The organism is Pseudoxanthomonas sp. GW835-FHT14C01, from assembly GCF_058793715.1.
Genome location: NZ_JBXAGB010000002.1, coordinates 1,097,603 through 1,114,112, shown reverse-complemented (window position 1 = coordinate 1,114,112; position 16,510 = coordinate 1,097,603). Strand labels below are relative to the sequence as shown.

Annotated in this window: 19 protein-coding genes; 15 read left to right on the top strand and 4 right to left on the bottom strand. The window is 67.7% G+C overall.

Annotation, left to right across the window (positions count from 1 at the left end):
• The first annotated feature begins 1 nt into the window (after window position 1).
• From AC1Q5B_RS12085 to AC1Q5B_RS12015, 15 genes are all read left to right on the top strand, one after another.
• The gene (locus tag AC1Q5B_RS12085; protein WP_492631903.1) at window positions 2–646 is read left to right on the top strand and encodes an FMN-binding negative transcriptional regulator; all 645 of its coding nucleotides are present in this window, start codon (window positions 2–4) and stop codon (window positions 644–646) included.
• A 140-nt stretch (window positions 647–786) separates the two neighbouring features.
• Window positions 787–1,575, top strand: coding sequence for an SDR family oxidoreductase (locus AC1Q5B_RS12080; protein ID WP_492631902.1), 789 nt, complete (start codon window positions 787–789; stop codon window positions 1,573–1,575).
• Between the two features lie 44 nt (window positions 1,576–1,619).
• Window positions 1,620–3,041: an aldehyde dehydrogenase gene (locus AC1Q5B_RS12075; RefSeq protein WP_492631901.1), complete on the top strand. Its 1,422-nt coding sequence runs from the start codon at window positions 1,620–1,622 to the stop codon at window positions 3,039–3,041.
• A 15-nt stretch (window positions 3,042–3,056) separates the two neighbouring features.
• The gene (gene can, locus AC1Q5B_RS12070) at window positions 3,057–3,731 is read left to right on the top strand and encodes a carbonate dehydratase (protein ID WP_492631900.1); all 675 of its coding nucleotides are present in this window, start codon (window positions 3,057–3,059) and stop codon (window positions 3,729–3,731) included.
• Window positions 3,724–4,155, top strand: coding sequence for a RidA family protein (locus AC1Q5B_RS12065; protein WP_492631899.1), 432 nt, complete (start codon window positions 3,724–3,726; stop codon window positions 4,153–4,155). Before can ends, AC1Q5B_RS12065 begins: the two co-directional genes overlap by 8 nt.
• A gap of 1 nt (window position 4,156) precedes the next feature.
• Window positions 4,157–4,705 (top strand): 3-hydroxyanthranilate 3,4-dioxygenase, encoded by a 549-nt coding sequence (locus AC1Q5B_RS12060; protein WP_492631898.1) that lies wholly within the window; start codon window positions 4,157–4,159, stop codon window positions 4,703–4,705.
• 24 nt (window positions 4,706–4,729) lie between these two features.
• Window positions 4,730–5,344: a hypothetical protein gene (locus tag AC1Q5B_RS12055; protein ID WP_492631897.1), complete on the top strand. Its 615-nt coding sequence runs from the start codon at window positions 4,730–4,732 to the stop codon at window positions 5,342–5,344.
• A 115-nt stretch (window positions 5,345–5,459) separates the two neighbouring features.
• Window positions 5,460–6,101 (top strand): transcriptional regulator, encoded by a 642-nt coding sequence (locus AC1Q5B_RS12050; RefSeq protein WP_492631896.1) that lies wholly within the window; start codon window positions 5,460–5,462, stop codon window positions 6,099–6,101.
• Window positions 6,085–6,492, top strand: coding sequence for a hypothetical protein (locus AC1Q5B_RS12045; protein ID WP_492631895.1), 408 nt, complete (start codon window positions 6,085–6,087; stop codon window positions 6,490–6,492). The genes AC1Q5B_RS12050 and AC1Q5B_RS12045 overlap by 17 nt, the downstream gene beginning before the upstream one ends.
• Before the next feature lie 80 nt (window positions 6,493–6,572).
• Complete coding sequence (locus AC1Q5B_RS12040) at window positions 6,573–7,583, top strand: amidohydrolase family protein (protein WP_492631894.1); 1,011 nt, start codon at window positions 6,573–6,575, stop codon at window positions 7,581–7,583.
• A 170-nt stretch (window positions 7,584–7,753) separates the two neighbouring features.
• On the top strand, window positions 7,754–9,028 hold the full coding sequence (gene kynU, locus AC1Q5B_RS12035; protein WP_492631893.1) for a kynureninase: 1,275 nt from the start codon (window positions 7,754–7,756) through the stop codon (window positions 9,026–9,028).
• Window positions 9,029–9,043: 15 nt separating this feature from the next.
• Window positions 9,044–10,414: an FAD-dependent oxidoreductase gene (locus tag AC1Q5B_RS12030; RefSeq protein ID WP_492631892.1), complete on the top strand. Its 1,371-nt coding sequence runs from the start codon at window positions 9,044–9,046 to the stop codon at window positions 10,412–10,414.
• Window positions 10,411–11,850 carry an exodeoxyribonuclease I gene (sbcB, locus tag AC1Q5B_RS12025; RefSeq protein ID WP_492631891.1) on the top strand — a complete coding sequence of 480 codons (1,440 nt, stop codon included), beginning with the start codon at window positions 10,411–10,413 and terminating at the stop codon, window positions 11,848–11,850. Before AC1Q5B_RS12030 ends, sbcB begins: the two co-directional genes overlap by 4 nt.
• 59 nt (window positions 11,851–11,909) lie before the next feature.
• Complete coding sequence (locus AC1Q5B_RS12020) at window positions 11,910–12,596, top strand: DUF2461 domain-containing protein (RefSeq protein WP_492631890.1); 687 nt, start codon at window positions 11,910–11,912, stop codon at window positions 12,594–12,596.
• A 31-nt stretch (window positions 12,597–12,627) separates the two neighbouring features.
• Window positions 12,628–13,170, top strand: a complete 543-nt coding sequence (locus AC1Q5B_RS12015) for a DUF2939 domain-containing protein (protein ID WP_492631889.1) — start codon at window positions 12,628–12,630, stop codon at window positions 13,168–13,170.
• Window positions 13,171–13,481: 311 nt separating this feature from the next.
• On the opposite strand, the gene AC1Q5B_RS12010 is transcribed toward AC1Q5B_RS12015, so the two are convergent.
• From AC1Q5B_RS12010 to AC1Q5B_RS11995, 4 genes are all read right to left on the bottom strand, one after another.
• Window positions 13,482–14,390, bottom strand: a complete 909-nt coding sequence (locus AC1Q5B_RS12010; protein ID WP_492631888.1) for a 5'-nucleotidase — start codon at window positions 14,388–14,390, stop codon at window positions 13,482–13,484.
• Window positions 14,391–14,433: 43 nt separating this feature from the next.
• A complete protein-coding gene (locus tag AC1Q5B_RS12005) occupies window positions 14,434–14,922 on the bottom strand; it encodes a hypothetical protein (RefSeq protein WP_492631887.1) in 489 nt (162 codons plus the stop codon).
• A gap of 119 nt (window positions 14,923–15,041) precedes the next feature.
• Window positions 15,042–15,809 carry an NAD kinase gene (locus tag AC1Q5B_RS12000; RefSeq protein WP_492631886.1) on the bottom strand — a complete coding sequence of 256 codons (768 nt, stop codon included), beginning with the start codon at window positions 15,807–15,809 and terminating at the stop codon, window positions 15,042–15,044.
• Between the two features lie 29 nt (window positions 15,810–15,838).
• On the bottom strand, window positions 15,839–16,444 hold the full coding sequence (locus AC1Q5B_RS11995; RefSeq protein ID WP_492631885.1) for a hypothetical protein: 606 nt from the start codon (window positions 16,442–16,444) through the stop codon (window positions 15,839–15,841).
• Window positions 16,445–16,510: the final 66 nt, after the last annotated feature.

The window sequence follows — 16,510 nt, the reverse complement described above, 5'->3', positions numbered from 1 at the left end:
CATGTACACGCCACGCGCGTTCGTCGAAACCGACTTGGCCGAACTGGATCGGCTGATCGCGCGCGATGCGTTCATCACCCTGGTCACCGTGGCCGATGGCGTCCCTTTTGTCAGCCATCTCCCGGTGCTCTACGCACGCGACGGCGGCCGGATCGTCATCGAAGGCCACTGGGCGAAGCCGAATCCGCAGTCGCGCCATGCGGGACCTGCCCTGCTGATCGTGCACGGCCCGCATGCCTATCTGTCCCCGGGCTGGTACGCAGACAAGGAAGAGGCAGCCCGCGTGCCGACGTGGAACTACGCAGTCGCGCACCTGCATGGCGTGCTGGACACCACCGACGACACGGCCGCGCTGGCGTCGATCGTCGACCGGCTCAGCCAAGTGAACGAGGCCCATGTCGGCAACGACTGGCGCTTCGAGCATGACCGCGACGACCATGTCCGGCAGCTTCGCGGGATCGTCGGTTTCCGTTTCGAAGTGGAACGCGTCGAACTGAAGTTCAAGCTCAGCCAGAACCATCCGGTCGCCAATGTCGAGGGCGCGGCCGCCGCGCTGCAGCAGCTGGGGGGCGAAGACAATGTGGCGGTGGCCGACCTGATGCGCGAGCGACTGGCCCACCGGAAAGAGGGTGTGGGAGCGACGTAAGTCGCGAAGCGGATCGCTGCCCCGACCCCGAGCGGAAGAAAGCATCGCGACTTACGTCGCTCCCACATCCACATCCAGGACCCCGCAGTCCATGCTCCGCGGGGCTAAACTCGACGCCTTGCCATTACCGGGAACGAAGCATGGACCTCAACCTCGCCGGCAGGCACGCGCTGGTTTGCGGCGCCTCCGAAGGCATCGGTCGTGCCGCCGCGCATGAACTCGCCCTGCTGGGCGCCGACGTCACCGTGCTGGCCCGCCGTGCCGAGGTACTGGCGGACGTAGCGACCGCACTTCCCCGCCTGACTGAAGGACAGTGCCACGATGCCATTGCTGCCGACATGTCCGATGACGCGGCATTGCGTGAGAACGTCGGCCGCCTCGTGGAGGCACGACCCGTGCACATCCTCGTCAACAACACCGGCGGCCCGCCGGGTGGACGCGCCGTCGATGCCGGTGCGGACGACTACCTGGCGGCATTCCAGCGCCACCTCCTGGCCAACCAGGCGCTCGCGCAGCTGACAGTACCTGCGATGCGCGCCGCCGGCTGGGGCCGCATCGTCAACGTCGTCTCCACGTCGGTGAAGGAACCCATCGCCAACCTGGGCGTGTCCAACACCGTCCGCGGCGCCGTCGCCAGCTGGGCCAAGACGTTGTCCAAGGAACTGGGTGCCGACGGCATCACCGTCAACAACGTGCTGCCCGGCTATACGCGCACGCAGCGGCTGGAGCAGATCCTGCACGATCGCGTACGGTCCACCGGCAAGGACGAGGCCGCCATCGGCGCGGCGATGCTCGCCACCGTCCCCGTCGGACGGTTTGCCGAGGCCAGCGAGGTCGCCGCCGCCATCGCCTTCCTCGCGTCGCCCGCCGCCGGCTACATCACCGGCGTCAGCCTGGCCGTGGACGGCGGCCGCATGCAGTCGATCTGAGAGCGCGGGACGAGGGGCTTGCCAGCCGGGTTAAGCTAGTGGGCATGGACCGCTTCGGCCACTTCATCGACGGCGAACCGCGCCCCGGCAGCGCCTGGCGCCCCGTGTTCGAACCGGCGTCCGGCGACGTCTATGCCGAGGTCGCGGATGGCAGCGAAAGCGACGTGCTGCTGGCCGTGCAGGCGGCCGAGGCCGCCCTCCCCGGCTGGTCCGGATTGGCGACGAGCGAACGATCGCGCTGGCTGGAACGCCTGGCCGATGCGCTCGAGCAGCAATGCGATACCTTCGCCGCTGCGGAATCGCGCGACACCGGCAAGCCGCTTGCGCTGGCGCGCGACATCGAGATTCCGCGCGCCGTCGCCAACCTGCGCTTCTTCGCGCATGCGGCCACCCAGTTCGCCAGCGAATCGCACCACGGCGAGGCCGGGTTGAACTACACCTTGCGGCCGCCGCTGGGCGTGGTCGCGGCGATCTCGCCGTGGAACCTGCCGCTCTACCTGTTCACTTGGAAGATTGCGCCTGCGCTGGCGGCTGGCAACACCGTCGTCGCCAAACCGTCCGAGATCACACCGGCCACCGCCACGATGCTCGGCGAACTGGCGGCCGAGACCGGCCTGCCGCGCGGCGTGCTGAACATTGTGCATGGCGCCGGCCCGGCGGTGGGCGAACCGCTCGTGCTGCATCCGGCGATCAAGGCGGTCTCCTTCACCGGCAGTACGGCGGTGGGCCGGCGCATCGCCGGGCTGGCCGGACCGCAGCTCAAGAAGGTCTCGCTGGAACTGGGCGGCAAGAACGCCACGCTGGTCTTCGCCAACAGCGACTGGCGCGCGCATCTGGATACCCTGCTTCGCTCTGCCTTCCAGAACGCGGGCCAGATCTGCCTGTGCGGTTCGCGCCTGCTGGTGCAGCAGGCGATCTACGACGAGTTCCGCGAGATGCTGGTCGGACGCGCTGCCACGTGGAAGGCAGGCCCGCTCGATGATCCGGAGACGCGTCTTGGCGCGATGGTGTCGCAGGCGCACTTCGACAAGGTGCTGGGATGCATCGCGCGGGCGCGCTTCGAAGGGGGCCGAGTGCTGACCGGTGGTCATGCGCTGGACCGGCCGGGCTGGTACATCGCGCCGACGGTGATCGAGGGCCTGGGCCCGCAGGCGTCCACCAACCGCGAGGAAATCTTCGGGCCGGTGGTCACCTTGCAGCCGTTCGCGGATGAAGCCCATGCGCTGGCGCTGGCCAACGCCGGCGATTACGGTCTGGCGGCGACGGTGTGGACGCGCGACCTGGACCGCGCCCATCGCCTGGCCGCGCGACTGCGCGCCGGCATCGTCTGGATCAATACCTGGATGACGCGCGACCTGCGCACGCCGTTCGGCGGCACGGGCGCGTCGGGCCTCGGCCGCGAAGGCGGCCTGGAGGCCATGCGTTTCTTCACCGAACCCAAGAACGTCTGCGTGGCGTTGCGCTGAGGACCGATACTCAAGATGTCTGATCAATCCGAACTCGAAAAACTGCTGCAGAACAACCGCGACTGGGCCGACCGCATCAAGCAGGAGGATCCCGGCTTCTTCAAGCGGCTGTCGCAGCAACAGTCGCCGCGCTACCTGTGGATCGGCTGTTCCGATTCGCGCGTGCCGGCCAACCAGATCCTGGGCTTGGACCCGGGCGAAGTCTTCGTCCACCGCAACATCGCCAACGTGATGTCGCACGGCGACCTCAACGCGCTGTCGGTCGTGCAGTTCGCCGTGGACATCCTGAAGGTGGAGCACATCCTGCTGGTCGGCCATTACGGGTGCGGCGGCGTGCATGCGGCCATGACCGGCCTGCGCGTGGGCCTGGCCGACAACTGGCTGAGGCACGTGGCGGACGTGGCGATGAAGCATGCGGACCTGCTGGAACAGGTCGATACCGAATCCCTGCGCCACGCGCGCCTGTGCGAACTGAACGTCATCGAGCAGGTCTTCAATGTCTGCCAGACCACCGTGGTGCAGGACGCATGGGCGCGCGGCCAGCCGCTGGCGATCCACGGCTGGGTCTACAGCCTGTTCGACGGTCGCGTCCGCGAACTGGGCATGGACGTGACGGCGCAGGACGAGTTGCAGCCTTCCTACCAGCGCGCCCTCGCCGGCGTGCCGCCCAAGGGCAAGCGCGATGAATGAGGTCGTGCAGGCCGGTGGTGCGCCGAAGCCGGTGGGACATTACCCCCACGCGCGGCGCGTGGGCGACCTGCTGTTCCTCTCCGGCATCGGCCCTCGCGATCCGGCCAGCAATGCCATCGTCGGCAACGTGCACGATGCCGAGGGCCGGTTGATCAGCTACGACATCGATGCGCAGTGCCGCGCCGTCTTCGCCAATGTCCGTGCGGTGCTGCAGGCCAGTGGCGCACGCTGGGAAGACCTGGTGGACGTGACGGTGTACCTCACCGACATGACCCACGACTTCAAGGCTTACAACCGGGTGTGGGCGGAGTATTTCCCCGACGCAGCGAGTGCCCCCTGCCGGACCACGCTGGGCATCAGCGCCCTGCCGACCCCGATCGCCATCGAACTGAAGTGCATCGCGCACCTGCCGGAGCGCCGCTGACATGCTGCCGAATCCGCTCGACTTCCAGGCCTGGATCGACGAGCACCGCCACCTGCTCAAGCCACCGGTCGGCAACAAGGTCATTTACGACGGTGACTTCATCGTGATGGTGGTGGGTGGTCCGAATGCCCGCACCGATTACCACTGGGATGAAGGTCCTGAGTGGTTCTACCAGTTGGAAGGCGAGATGGTGTTGCGCATCCAGGAGGACGGGGCCGTCCGCGACATCCCGATCCGGGCGGGCGAGATCTTCCTGCTGCCGCCCCGCGTGCCGCATTCGCCGCAACGCATGCCGGGTTCGGTCGGGCTGGTGATCGAGCGCCGGCGCCTGCCGCACGAGGACGACGGCCTGCTCTGGTTCTGCGAGCGCTGCAACCACAAGGTGTACGAAGAGTACTTCCACCTCAACGACATCGAGCAGGACTTCTTCCGCGTCTTCGAAGCCTTCTACCGCAACGACGACCTGCGCACCTGCAAGGCGTGTGGCCACCTGAATCCCCGCCCGAGCCGCTACGAAATGCAGGCGGACTCGCAGGCTGACATCACCTGACACCTCTCGGATCGAGGACACCCGATGCGCGTCTCCACCTGCCTGTTGGTTGTGTTCTCACTGCTCTCGGCGGCGCTCCCGGCGATGGCTCGGAATCCGGAGTTGGCTGCGATCTATGAGGCCGACCAGGCGGCGCGGTCCAAACCCGCAGAGATCGACTGGACCGTCCTCCTACCCGAAGACAGGAAGCGTCGCGAGCGAGTCATGGAACTGCTGCGTAGCGGCGAAGTACGGGCCGCTGAGGATTACCATCACGCAGCGATGGTCTTCCAGCACGGTGAGAACCTGGACGACATCCGGCTTGCCCACGCCCTGTCGACCATCGCCATGTCGCTGGCTCCCGACGAGACGCGCTATCGCTGGCTCACCGCAGCCTCATGGGACCGGATCATGACCACCCAGCTCCAGCCGCAGTGGTACGGCACCCAGTTCCAGTCCGACGATACCGGGATGTTCCTCTATCCCTTGGCCGACGGTGCGGTCAGCGACGATGAGCGCAGGGCGATGCAGGTTCCAACGCTGGCCGAGACGGAAGTCCGGCTTCAGGAAATCGCCAGGATGCATGGCCAGGCGGTGAATCCGGATCCTCCGACCATCGAGCAGTTGCGCAAGACCAGACGGGCTGCGCCCCAGGAGTGATGGAGCAGCACGCACTGGCGCTGGCCGGCTCCCCTGCACGACCTCCAGCCGGGCCGCCGCAGGTCGCCCACGCTTGCACTTGCCCAATCTGGGCATTATCGTGCCCGATATGGGCATGAACGACACCCCACGATCCGGGAAAGTCAGTGAGGCAGCGGCGCGCTATGCCAGCGCCAGCCTGTCGGGCGCCCTGTTCACCACCACCCAGCAGCGCGTGCTGGCCTGCCTGTTCGGCGCATCCGGCCGCAGCTACGCGGTCAACGAACTGATCCAGGCGACCGGCGCCGGCAGCGGAGCCGTCCAGCGCGAGCTGGCCCGGCTGGCCGGCAGCGGGCTGCTGACGGTCGAGCATGTCGGCAACCAGAAGCGCTACCGCGCCAATCCCGATGCACCGATCCACGACGAACTGGCCTCGATCGTCCGCAAGACCTTCGGCCTGGCCGAGCCGGTGCGCGAAGCGCTGGCACCGCTGGCCGACCGCATCCACGCCGCGTTCCTCTACGGTTCGATCGCCAAGGGCCACGATACCGCCCGCAGCGACATCGACCTGATGCTGGTCGCCGAGGATCTGCCTTACGCCGAGGTGATGCTGGCGCTGCATCCGGTGGCGGAACGGCTGGGCCGGCAGATCAATCCCACCGTCTACGACCGCGACGAACTGCGCAGCCGCCTCGATGCCGGCAACAGCTTCGTCACCCGGGTCATGCAACAGCCGCGGCAATGGCTGATCGGGGACGAAGATGACCTCGCCGCTTGAAAAGCTGTCCGCCCACAGCGGCCCGCTCAGTGCCGAAGCACCCGACAAGAAGGAAACCGCCGGCCTGCTGCGCTCCGGTCTCGCGCGGCTGGCCGATGCGCACAACGACGCGCTGTCGCTGGAGAGCCGGTTCGACCTTGCGTACAACGCCGCACACGCACTGAGTCTGGCTGCGCTGCGTCGCGCGGGTTTCCGGGCACGCCACCGCTACATCGTCTTCCAGGTGCTGCCGCACACGCTGGGGCTCGGCCCCGAGGTCTGGCGCGTGCTGGCCAAGGCGCACGACCTGCGCAACCTGGCCGAGTACGAGGGCCACGTCGAGGTGGACCGCCGCCTGGTCAACGACCTGATCGCCGCCTGCGAGCGCGTGTCCGACGCGCTGGAACGATGAACGCAGACACCGCGCACGTTCCTGCCACATCGCGGCACTGCAGCGCGAAACCCCGGCAAGGCAGCGCCTACAATCCGACGATGCTGAAGATCGACACCCACGCGCATTTCCTGCCCCGCGACTGGCCCGACCTGGCGGCCAAGTACGGCGACCTGCGCTTTCCGGTGATCCACCACGGCGACGACGGCCGCCACCGCATCTACAAGGACGGCAAGTTCTTCCGCGAGATCTGGCCCAAGACCTGGGATCCGGAAGAACGCATCGCCGACTACGCCCGGTTCGGCGTGCAGGTGCAGGTGATCAGCACGGTGCCGGTGATGTTCAGCTACTGGGCCAAGGCGCACCACGCGCTGGAACTCCACCAGGCGCTCAATGACCACACGGCCGCGGCCTGTCGCGACTATCCTCGCCACTATGCGGGCATCGGCACCGTGCCGATGCAGTCGCCGCGACTGGCCGTGCAGGAGCTGGAGCGCTGCATGGACCAGCTGGGCCTGCAGGGCGTGCAGATCGGCAGCCACGTCAACGACTGGAACCTGGACGCGCCTGAGCTGTTCGAGTTCTTCCAGGCCGCCAGTGAACTGGGCGCCGCGATCCTCGTGCACCCGTGGGACATGATGGGCGCCGCGTCGATGCCGAAATACTGGCTGCCCTGGCTGGTCGGCATGCCGGCCGAGCAGTCGCGCGCGGCCTGCAGCCTGATCTTCGGCGGCGTGCTGGAACGCCTGCCGGAGCTGAAGGTCTGCTTCGCGCACGGGGGTGGCAGCTTTCCCTACACGATCGGCCGCATCGAGCACGGCTTCAACATGCGGCCGGACCTGGTGGCCACCGACAATCCGCGCAACCCGCGCGACTACCTGGGCCGCGTGTACTTCGATTCCTGGGTTGCCGATCCGCGCGCGCTGCGCTATCTGCTGGACACGGTCGGCCACGAGCGCGTCATGCTCGGCACCGACTATCCATTCCCGCTGGGCGAACAGGAACCCGGTGCCGGCATCGCCGCGCTGGGCCTGGACGACGCGCAGCAGGCGCGCCTGTATCACGGTACCGCGCTGGAATGGCTGGGCTTGTCCGCGGCGAGGTTCCTGTGAACAGGTTCCCTGTAGGAGCGATGTCAGTCGCGACCGCACGGCATGGCCGCGTCGAAACCGCGCTATCCATCGGAAAGCACTGCCACACCACTATTCCACCTCAACCGCCAGATTCCGGTCGCGACTGACGTCGCTCCTACAACCAACCGCTCATTTTCAAACCCGCCTCCATGACCGACCCGTTGTCCCGCACCCACATCATCGCCCTCGACGCCGCCGACCCGTTGCGTCCGCTCCGCAACGACTTCCTGATCCCGCGCCACAAACACAACGACCAGGTCTACTTCTGCGGCAACTCGCTCGGCCTACAGCCGAAGGGCGCACGCACCTACATCAACGAAGTGCTGGACAAGTGGTCCACCGAAGCCGTCGAAGGCCACTTCACCGGCAACGCGCAGTGGATGACCTACCACGAGCTGGTGCGGGAGCCGCTGGCGCGCGTGGTCGGCGCGGAGCCGGCCGAGGTGGTGGCGATGAACACGCTGACCACCAACCTGCACCTGATGATGGTCAGCTTCTACCGCCCCACGGCGGAGCGGCCGGCGATCCTGATGGAAGCCGGCGCATTCCCGTCCGACCGCCACGCGATGGAATCGCAGGTGCGCTTCCACGGCTTCGATCCGGCGACCGACCTGATCGAAGTGGAACCGGACCAGCCCGACGGCACGCTGTCGATGACCGCGATCGAGCGCGCCATCGCCGAACACGGCCCGCGCCTGGCGCTGGTGCTGTGGCCCGGCATCCAGTACCGCACCGGGCAGGCGTTCGACCTGGCCGAGATCGCGCGTCTGGGCCATGCGCAGGGCGCTGTCGTCGGCGTCGATCTCGCGCATGCGGTGGGCAACCTTCCGCTGCAGCTGCACGACAGCGGCGTCGACTTCGCCGTGTGGTGCCACTACAAGTACCTGAATTCCGGTCCCGGTGCGGTGGCGGGCTGCTTCGTGCATGCGCGCCATGCCCACACGGACCGCCCGCGGTTCGCCGGCTGGTGGGGCCACGAGAAGGAAACCCGCTTCCGCATGGCGCCCGAGTTCGTGCCCACGCCGGGCGCCGAAGGCTGGCAGCTCAGCAATCCGCCGATCCTGGGCCTGGCGCCGCTGCGCGCCTCGCTGGAGCTGTTCGAGAAGGCCGGCGGCATGGAGGCGATCCGCACCAAGTCGCTGAAGATCACCGGCCTGCTGGAAGCGCTGATCCGGGCGCGGCTGTCGGACGTGCTGCAGATCATCACGCCCGCGGACACGGCGCAGCGTGGCGCGCAGCTGTCGTTGCGCGTGATCGGCGGCCGTGAGCGGGGCCGCGAGCTGTTCGAGTACCTGCTGTCCGTCGGCACGGTCGGCGACTGGCGCGAACCGGACGTGATCCGCATCTCGCCCGCCCCGCTCTACAACCGCTACATGGACGTCCACCGTTTCGTCGAGGAAGTCGAGACGTGGCGGGGATTCTGATCCGGAGACATGCGCTTGGGCACTGACACCCCGCAACACATCACCATCATCGGCGCCGGCCTCGCCGGTGCGCTGCTGGCCACGTTGATGGCGCGCGCAGGCTGGCGTGTGGAGGTGTTCGAGAAGCGCGGCGATCCGCGCGTGCAGGGTTACGCCGGCGGCCGTTCGATCAACCTGGCGCTGACAGAGCGCGGGCGCCACGCCCTGCGCATGGCGGATGCCGACGAGGCGGTGATGCGCCAGGCCGTGATGATGCGTGGGCGCATGGTGCATGCGCTCGACGGGCGCCTGCAGCTGCAGCGCTATGGCCGCGACGACAACGAGGTGATCTGGTCGATCCATCGTGGCGACCTGAACATCACGTTGCTGGACCTGGCCGAGAAGGCGGGCGCGACCATTCGCTTCAACCACCGGCTTGAGACGGTGGACTTCGACCATCGCATCGCGACCTTCGCCGACGATCGGGACGGCAGCCAGCATCCGACCTCCTTCACGGCGCTGGTCGGCGCGGACGGCGCCGGCTCCTCCCTGCGCGGCGCGATGCTCTCGCAGCAGGATCTCGGCGAACGTACCGAGTTCCTCGACCATTCCTACAAGGAACTGGAAATCCCGCCGTCCGCCGACGGCAGCTTCATGATGGAGCCCAACGCGCTGCATATCTGGCCGCGCGGGCACTACATGTGCATCGCACTGCCGAACGACGAGCGAACGTTCACGGTCACGCTGTTCCTGCCCAATCAGGGCGACCCCAGCTTCGCCAGCGTACGCTCTGGCAAGGATGCCAAGGCGCTGTTCCTGCGCGACTTCCCCGATGCGATTCCGTTGATCCCTGATCTGGAGCAGGATTGGGAAGCCAACCCCACCGGCCTGCTGGCGACGCTCTATCTCGATCGCTGGTACCTGCAGGACCGCGCCGTGCTGCTGGGCGATGCCGCGCACGCGATGGTGCCGTTCCACGGCCAGGGCATGAACTGCGCCTTCGAGGATTGCGTATCGCTCGCGCGCCATCTGCAGGCTACCGAGGACCTCGCGACCGCGTTCGCCGCCTTCGAGGCCGAGCGCAAGCCGAACGCGCTGGCCATCCAGGAAATGGCGCTGGAAAACTACGTGGAGATGCGCGACAAGGTCGACGACAGCGGCTTCCTGCTGCAGCGCGAACTGGAACTGGCCCTGCAGCAGCGCCATCCGCAGCGCTTCGTCCCGCATTACACCATGGTCAGCTTCATGCGCATTCCTTATGCGGTGGCGCAACACCGCAGCCACGTGCAACGCGACCTGCTGGTGCGGCACACGGGCCAACGATCCTCGCTTGCGGGAATCGACTGGGAGGCGGTCGACGCCGATGTGCTCGCCCTGCTTCCGGCGCTGGAGGATGCGGTGGCGTGAGCGCCAGCTTCCTCTTCTACGATCTCGAAACCTTCGGCGCCGACCCGCGCCGCAGCCGCCTGGCCCAGTTCGCGGCCGTGCGCACCACCCCCGCCCTGGAAGTAGTCGACGAGCCGATCAGCTTCTTCGTGCAGCCGGCCGACGACCTGCTGCCCTCCCCCATCGCTACGCTGATCACCGGCATCACGCCGCAGCTCGCCCGGAGCGAGGGCGTCAACGAAGCAGAGGCCTTCGCCCGCATCGCCGACGAGATGGGGCGCCCGGAGACCTGCACGCTGGGCTACAACAGCCTGCGCTTCGACGACGAGTTCGTCCGCCACGGCCTGTTCCGCAATTTCCACGAGCCCTACGAACGCGAATGGCGCGGCGGCAACTCGCGCTGGGACCTGCTGGACGTGATGCGGCTGATGCACGCGCTGCGGCCGGACGGCATCGTCTGGCCGAAGCGCGAGGACGGTGCCACCTCGTTCAAGCTGGAACAACTCGCGCTGGCCAACCACGTGCGCGAGGGCGACGCGCACGAGGCGCTGTCGGACGTGTACGCCACCCTCGGCCTGGCGCGGCTGATGCGGCAGGCGCAACCGCGCCTGTGGGAGTACGCGCTGCAATTGCGCGACAAGCGCTTCGCCGCGCGCCTGCTCGATACCACCGCCATGCTGCCGGTGCTCCACGTATCGCAGCGCTATCCCGCGCACCGGCTGTGCGCCGCGCCGGTGCTGCCGCTGGCCCGCCACCCGAGGATCGACAGCCGGGTGATCGTGTTCGACCTGGACAGCGACCCGACGCCGCTGCTGTCGATGGCACCCGAAGACATCGCCGACCGGCTCTACACGCCCGCCGCCGATCTGCCCGAGGGCGAACAGCGCATCCCCCTGAAGGAAGTGCATCTGAATCGCGCGCCGGCGCTGGTCGCCTGGTCGCACCTTCGGCCGGCGGACATGGATCGCCTCGGCATCGATCCCGCCCGCTGCGAGCGCCACGCCGCGATCCTGCGCGACGCCGGCCCCGAACTGGCCGAAACCGTGCGACGCGTGTTCGCCAGCGAGCGGACGTTCGAAAGCGGCGACGTCGATGGCTCGCTGTACGACGGCTTCCTGGCCGACGCGGACAAGCGCCGCTTCACCGACGTGCGTACGACCCCGCCCGCGCTGCTCGGCCAGCGTGATTTCGGCTTCCGCGACGCGCGGCTGCCGGAACTGCTGTTCCGCTTCCGCGCGCGCAACTGGCCCGAGACCCTGTCCAGTGCAGAGCGCCAGCGCTGGGACGACTACCGCCGCCAGCGGCTGGCGACGGACAGTGGATGGTCCGAGTACACCTTCGAGCGCTTCGATGCGGAAGTGGCCGAGTTGCGGCGCACGCAGGCCGGCCACCCCGACCGGCTGGCGTTGCTGGACAGGATCCAGCAGTGGCGCGACGACCTGCAGGCCAGCCTGTAGCGCCACATCGAGGGCAGCGTTGCCGGATCCATGACACCGGCTTGTCTAGAATGGCGACCATGGCTACCTACTTCTCCGATGCCAGTTTCAAGTTCCTGCGCGGGCTGGCGCGCCACAACGACAAGACCTGGTTCAACGACCACAAGGCGCAGTACGAAGACCACGTGCGCCAGCCGTTCCTGCGGCTGCTGACGGACCTGCAGCCGGACCTGGCCGCGGTCAGCCTGCATTTCCGCGCCGATCCGAAGACCGTCGGCGGCTCGCTGTTCCGCATCTACCGCGATGCGCGCTTCTCCAACGACAAGTCGCCTTACAAGTCCTGGCAGGGTGCGCGCCTGTACCACGAGCGCCACAAGCAGGTGCCCGCGCCCTCGTTCTACCTGCACCTGCAGCCCGGCGAGTGCTTCGTCGGCGCCGGTCTGTGGCATCCCGAACCGGACACGCAGCGTCGCGTCCGCCAGTTCATCCTGGACAATCCCGGCAGCTGGAAGAAGGCCGCGCACGATCCGGCCTTCCGCCGCCGCTTCGAGTTCGAGGAAAGCGAGAAGCTGGTGCGTGCGCCACGCGGATTCCCGGCGGATTTCGAGTTCATCGAAGACCTGAAACACCGCAATTTCGTCTTCTGGCGCTCGCTGGACGATGCCACGATGATCGGACCTCGGCTGCGGCAGACACTGGCCGGCGATCTGAAGACGCTGGGGCCGTTCGTCGATTACCTGTGTGCCGCGCTGGACCTGGAATTCTGAGCCGGAGGACGGACCGATGAAGTGTGCGCCGATGAAGACATGGCTCGTGGGCAGCGTGCTGCTGGCGGTCGTGCTGGGACTGGCCGCCTATGTGGTCGCCGGCCCCTACCTGGCCATCCATGGCATCCGCACCGCGCTGGCGGAACAGGACACGGCCAAGCTGGAACGGCATGTGGATTTCCCCGCCCTGCGCGTGAACCTGCGCGCCCAAGTGGAGGACTATCTGGCGCGTCGCGCAGGGCCGGAGGTGTCGTCCAACCTGTTCGGTGCGGCCGCGCTGTCCATCGCCAACCAGGTCCTCGGACGTGGCGTGGACACGCTGGTCACGCCGATGGGCATCGCCGCCGTGCTGCAGGGCCGCGCAACATGGAAGCGCGCGATCGGCGAGACGGTCGGTGGCGACACCTACGCACCTCCCGTGCCTGCCGAACCGTTGAAGGAGGCCGAGCATCACTACGAATCGCTGTCCCGCTTCACCGCCACCGTGCGTGACGAAAACGGCGATCCGGTCGTGTTCGTGCTGACGCGGCAGGGACTGCGCTGGCGCCTGACGGATATCCGGCTGCCGCTCTGATCCTGTCTAGCATGCGATGGTCAGGCACGGACCGTCGGAGCGCCAGCCGGAACAGGTCGGCTACCGTCCACGGGTGTCGGGTACCCGTCGGAATCGGTCGGCGTCGGCGTCCAGGACGCATGCGCCTCGACAATGGATACGCCCTCCCCTGCGTGCGAAATGCGGCGATAGGACTGCCAGTTGTCGATGGCCGCGCGCGCCACACGCATCACCCGGATCTTGTTGGGATGCTCAGCGCAGCGGCGGAGCGGCTTGTGCCAGTCGCTATCGGCGAGCCCGCCACTGCCCGGACAGGCGCAGCGCGATGGATGTCACGGATTGGCGACGCCGTGCGGAACATGGCCGGCGGCGACGTGGTGTCGCGCGCTGTCGATGTTGTGTTGCGAGTCGTCGAAGAAGATGTCGGCGCCGAAGGCTTCCAGGAACGGCCCCTTGTGCCGCCCGCCCAGGAACAGGGCCTCGTCCAGGCGCACGCCCCATTCGCGCAGGGTACGGATCACCCGCTCGTGCGCAGGCGCGGACCGCGCGGTGACCAGCGCGGTGCGGATCGGCGACCGTTCGTCGGCAGGGAACACCTGCTGCAACTGGTGCAGGGCCGAAAGGAAGTTGCGGAAAGGGCCACCGGACAGCGGTTCGCGCGCGCGCTCCTGCTCATGCTTGCCGAACGCCTCCACGCCCTGTTCGCGCGAGATGCGCTCGCTCTCGTCGCCGAAGATGACCGCGTCGCCATCGAAGGCGATCCGCAGCTGGTGTTCGTGGCGCAGCTGCGGTGCCCCGGCGGGCAGGATGGTCGCCGCCGCGATGCCGTGTTCGAGCGAACGCCTCACCGATTCCGGATTGGCCGACAGGAACAGGTCGGTGCCGAACGGCTTGACGTAAGGCCAGGTGGGCTCGCCCGCCGTGAAGGTGGCGCGCACGATGCCCAGGCCGTAGTGCTGGATGGAGTTGAAGATGCGCAGGCCGGTGTCGGCCGAGTTGCGCGACAGCAGGATCACTTCGACCCGGGGTGCCTCCGGCGAGGCGCCCGCATTGAGCGCCAGCAGCTTGCGTACCACCGGATAGGCGATGCCCGGCGCCAGCACGTCGTCCTCGTGATGGCGCTGGTAGTCGCTGTACGCCTTCACGCCCTCGCGCTCGTACAGGGCGTGGCTTTCTTCCAGATCGAACAGGGCACGCGAGGTGACGGCGACCGTCAGGAGGCGGGGGGTGTTGTCAGCCATGCGCACAGTATCGGTGATCCATGGCGCAGGAGGCGAGACGGGGCTAGCCGCCCGGCGCAGCGACGATGCGCAGTTGCGCGGGCGGTCCACGGCGGTTGTCCGCGGTCACCGCGCGGACTTCCACGATCAGGTCGATGGCTACCTGCCGGGAGGGCGGCCCATCCGTCCACAGGAAAACGAACTCGCTCCGATGGCCATCCACCCTTCCTGCCACGGGCGCGCGAGGGAAGATCGCCAGCGCATCGTCCCCGATCACGCGGAATTCGAAGCCGAGATCGCGCAGCCTGACATCGGTGCCGCGCGGCCATTCCACATTCAACGTCAGCAAGCCACTGGCGTCGCAGGCGGCACGACCATCCACGCCACGGGTCAGGCTGACCAGTTCGAGCACCGGCGGCTTCAATCCGGCGTCGTCGACGGCGGACGTTCCCTGGCCTCCGGCGAAGGGCGTGATGCCGGTAGACAGGTTGCAGGTCGGCGCATCGGCCATGACCAGCAAGGCGCATAGCGCCACGGCGCACTTCAATGGCATCGAAACCCCTCCTTGGGTGGATGCGAACCGAACCGCTACGGGGCGCTGGATAACATGCGTGACATGACGGAGCAAGCCGCAGCGCGGCGAAGCCACGCTGTCTTCCGGGACATTGCGACTCAGGTCATGAACTGCTCGCTGAGGATGCGCTCTTCGAGATTGTGTTCGCGATCGAACAGCAGGGTAACCGTGCGGTCGCGCGATTCTCGGATGGTCACCTCGACCACGTCGCGCACCTCGTGCGAGTCGGCGGTAGCGCTGACGGGACGCTTGTAGGGGTCCAGCACGCGGAAGCGCACTTCGGTATCCGCCTTCAGGATGGCGCCACGCCAGCGGCGCGGCCGGAATGGCGCGATCGGGGTCAACGCGATGGTGTGCGAGCCGAGCGGCAGGATGGGACCATGCGCGGAGAAGTTGTACGCGGTGCTGCCGGCGGGCGTCGCCGTCAGCACGCCGTCGCAGATCAGTTCGTCCAGGCGGGTTTCGCCATTGAGGTCGATGCAGAGATGGGCGGCCTGCCGCGTCTGCCGCAGCAGCGACACCTCGTTGTACGCCAGCGACGAGGTGGTCGTGCCGGACTCGGTCAGCACCTGCATCTCCAGCGGACGCAGTTTGGCCGGTTCGGCGGCGGCGATGCGCTCGACCAGATCGTCGGAGCGGTAGTGGTTCATCAGGAACCCGACGGTTCCCAGCTTCATGCCGAATACCGGCTTGCCCAGCGCCCCATGCCGGTGCAGCGTCTGCAGCATGAAACCGTCGCCCCCGAGCGCGCACAGCACGTCCGCCTGATCGGGCGCATGCGCGCCGTGTTCGCGTTGCAGCGTCGCCAACGCTTCCTGCGCTTCGGGCGTGGGACTGGCGAGAAAGGCGATGCGCGGGTCGGACATCCGTGGCTCCAGGTCGGCGGCGCGGGCGATCAGGCGGGACAGCGGGCGATCGATGATGTCACGTCGAGGGCCTCCGCGATCCTGCCGGGGTCGGTGATCATGAACGCGCCGTGGTCGCGGGTCCAGTAGTCATAGGCCAGCGCCCTGACATCGGGGTCGGTGATGGCGAACCGCCCTTCCGCCTCGCGTGCCTCGATCATCCTGCGCATCGCGTCGAACGCTTCGACGCTGGCCTGCTGGAACAGCAGGCGTCCACCGCCGTAGGCGTCGTACAGGTACTTCTGCAGTTTCACGTTGCCCACCAGCATCGTGAGCACCGCGTCCTTCTGCGCGGTATCGTCGGGCAGCGTGTAGCCATTGCCGCTGCACGCCGCATACGCGGCGATCGCCGTCGCGGCGCGCTGCTTCTCCGCTTCCGTTGGACGGGTCGCATCGCCGTGTTCCCGCATCCACTGGCGCACGACCGGCGCGATGAACACCTCGCTCGCGCTGTCCGCGCGCGCCTGCGGACTGCTCCCCACGATCTGGTCGGCATAGACCGCCTGGCCATCGACCTGTCCGATCTGCCGGCGTGGCTCCGCCGCATTCGCCACGAGCGCCCACGACATCAGCACCAGTCCTGCGATCCTGCGCATATCCGGTTCTCCACGAAAAGAAAAAAGGCGGCCACGGGGGCCGCCTCGATTCTAGCCAGCTTCCGG

Coding starts and splice junctions, on each gene's coding strand:
- AC1Q5B_RS12010 (WP_492631888.1), bottom strand. CDS start 14,390: ATGGCTGACAACACCCCCCGCCTCCTGACGGTCGCCGTCACCTCGCGT.
- AC1Q5B_RS11995 (WP_492631885.1), bottom strand. CDS start 16,444: ATGCGCAGGATCGCAGGACTGGTGCTGATGTCGTGGGCGCTCGTGGCG.
- AC1Q5B_RS12045 (WP_492631895.1), top strand. CDS start 6,085: ATGACCTCGCCGCTTGAAAAGCTGTCCGCCCACAGCGGCCCGCTCAGT.
- AC1Q5B_RS12050 (WP_492631896.1), top strand. CDS start 5,460: ATGAACGACACCCCACGATCCGGGAAAGTCAGTGAGGCAGCGGCGCGC.
- AC1Q5B_RS12000 (WP_492631886.1), bottom strand. CDS start 15,809: ATGTCCGACCCGCGCATCGCCTTTCTCGCCAGTCCCACGCCCGAAGCG.
- AC1Q5B_RS12080 (WP_492631902.1), top strand. CDS start 787: ATGGACCTCAACCTCGCCGGCAGGCACGCGCTGGTTTGCGGCGCCTCC.
- can (WP_492631900.1), top strand. CDS start 3,057: ATGTCTGATCAATCCGAACTCGAAAAACTGCTGCAGAACAACCGCGAC.
- AC1Q5B_RS12005 (WP_492631887.1), bottom strand. CDS start 14,922: ATGCCATTGAAGTGCGCCGTGGCGCTATGCGCCTTGCTGGTCATGGCC.
- AC1Q5B_RS12015 (WP_492631889.1), top strand. CDS start 12,628: ATGAAGACATGGCTCGTGGGCAGCGTGCTGCTGGCGGTCGTGCTGGGA.
- AC1Q5B_RS12065 (WP_492631899.1), top strand. CDS start 3,724: ATGAATGAGGTCGTGCAGGCCGGTGGTGCGCCGAAGCCGGTGGGACAT.
- AC1Q5B_RS12075 (WP_492631901.1), top strand. CDS start 1,620: ATGGACCGCTTCGGCCACTTCATCGACGGCGAACCGCGCCCCGGCAGC.
- AC1Q5B_RS12060 (WP_492631898.1), top strand. CDS start 4,157: ATGCTGCCGAATCCGCTCGACTTCCAGGCCTGGATCGACGAGCACCGC.
- AC1Q5B_RS12055 (WP_492631897.1), top strand. CDS start 4,730: ATGCGCGTCTCCACCTGCCTGTTGGTTGTGTTCTCACTGCTCTCGGCG.
- kynU (WP_492631893.1), top strand. CDS start 7,754: ATGACCGACCCGTTGTCCCGCACCCACATCATCGCCCTCGACGCCGCC.
- AC1Q5B_RS12020 (WP_492631890.1), top strand. CDS start 11,910: ATGGCTACCTACTTCTCCGATGCCAGTTTCAAGTTCCTGCGCGGGCTG.
- AC1Q5B_RS12085 (WP_492631903.1), top strand. CDS start 2: ATGTACACGCCACGCGCGTTCGTCGAAACCGACTTGGCCGAACTGGAT.
- AC1Q5B_RS12040 (WP_492631894.1), top strand. CDS start 6,573: ATGCTGAAGATCGACACCCACGCGCATTTCCTGCCCCGCGACTGGCCC.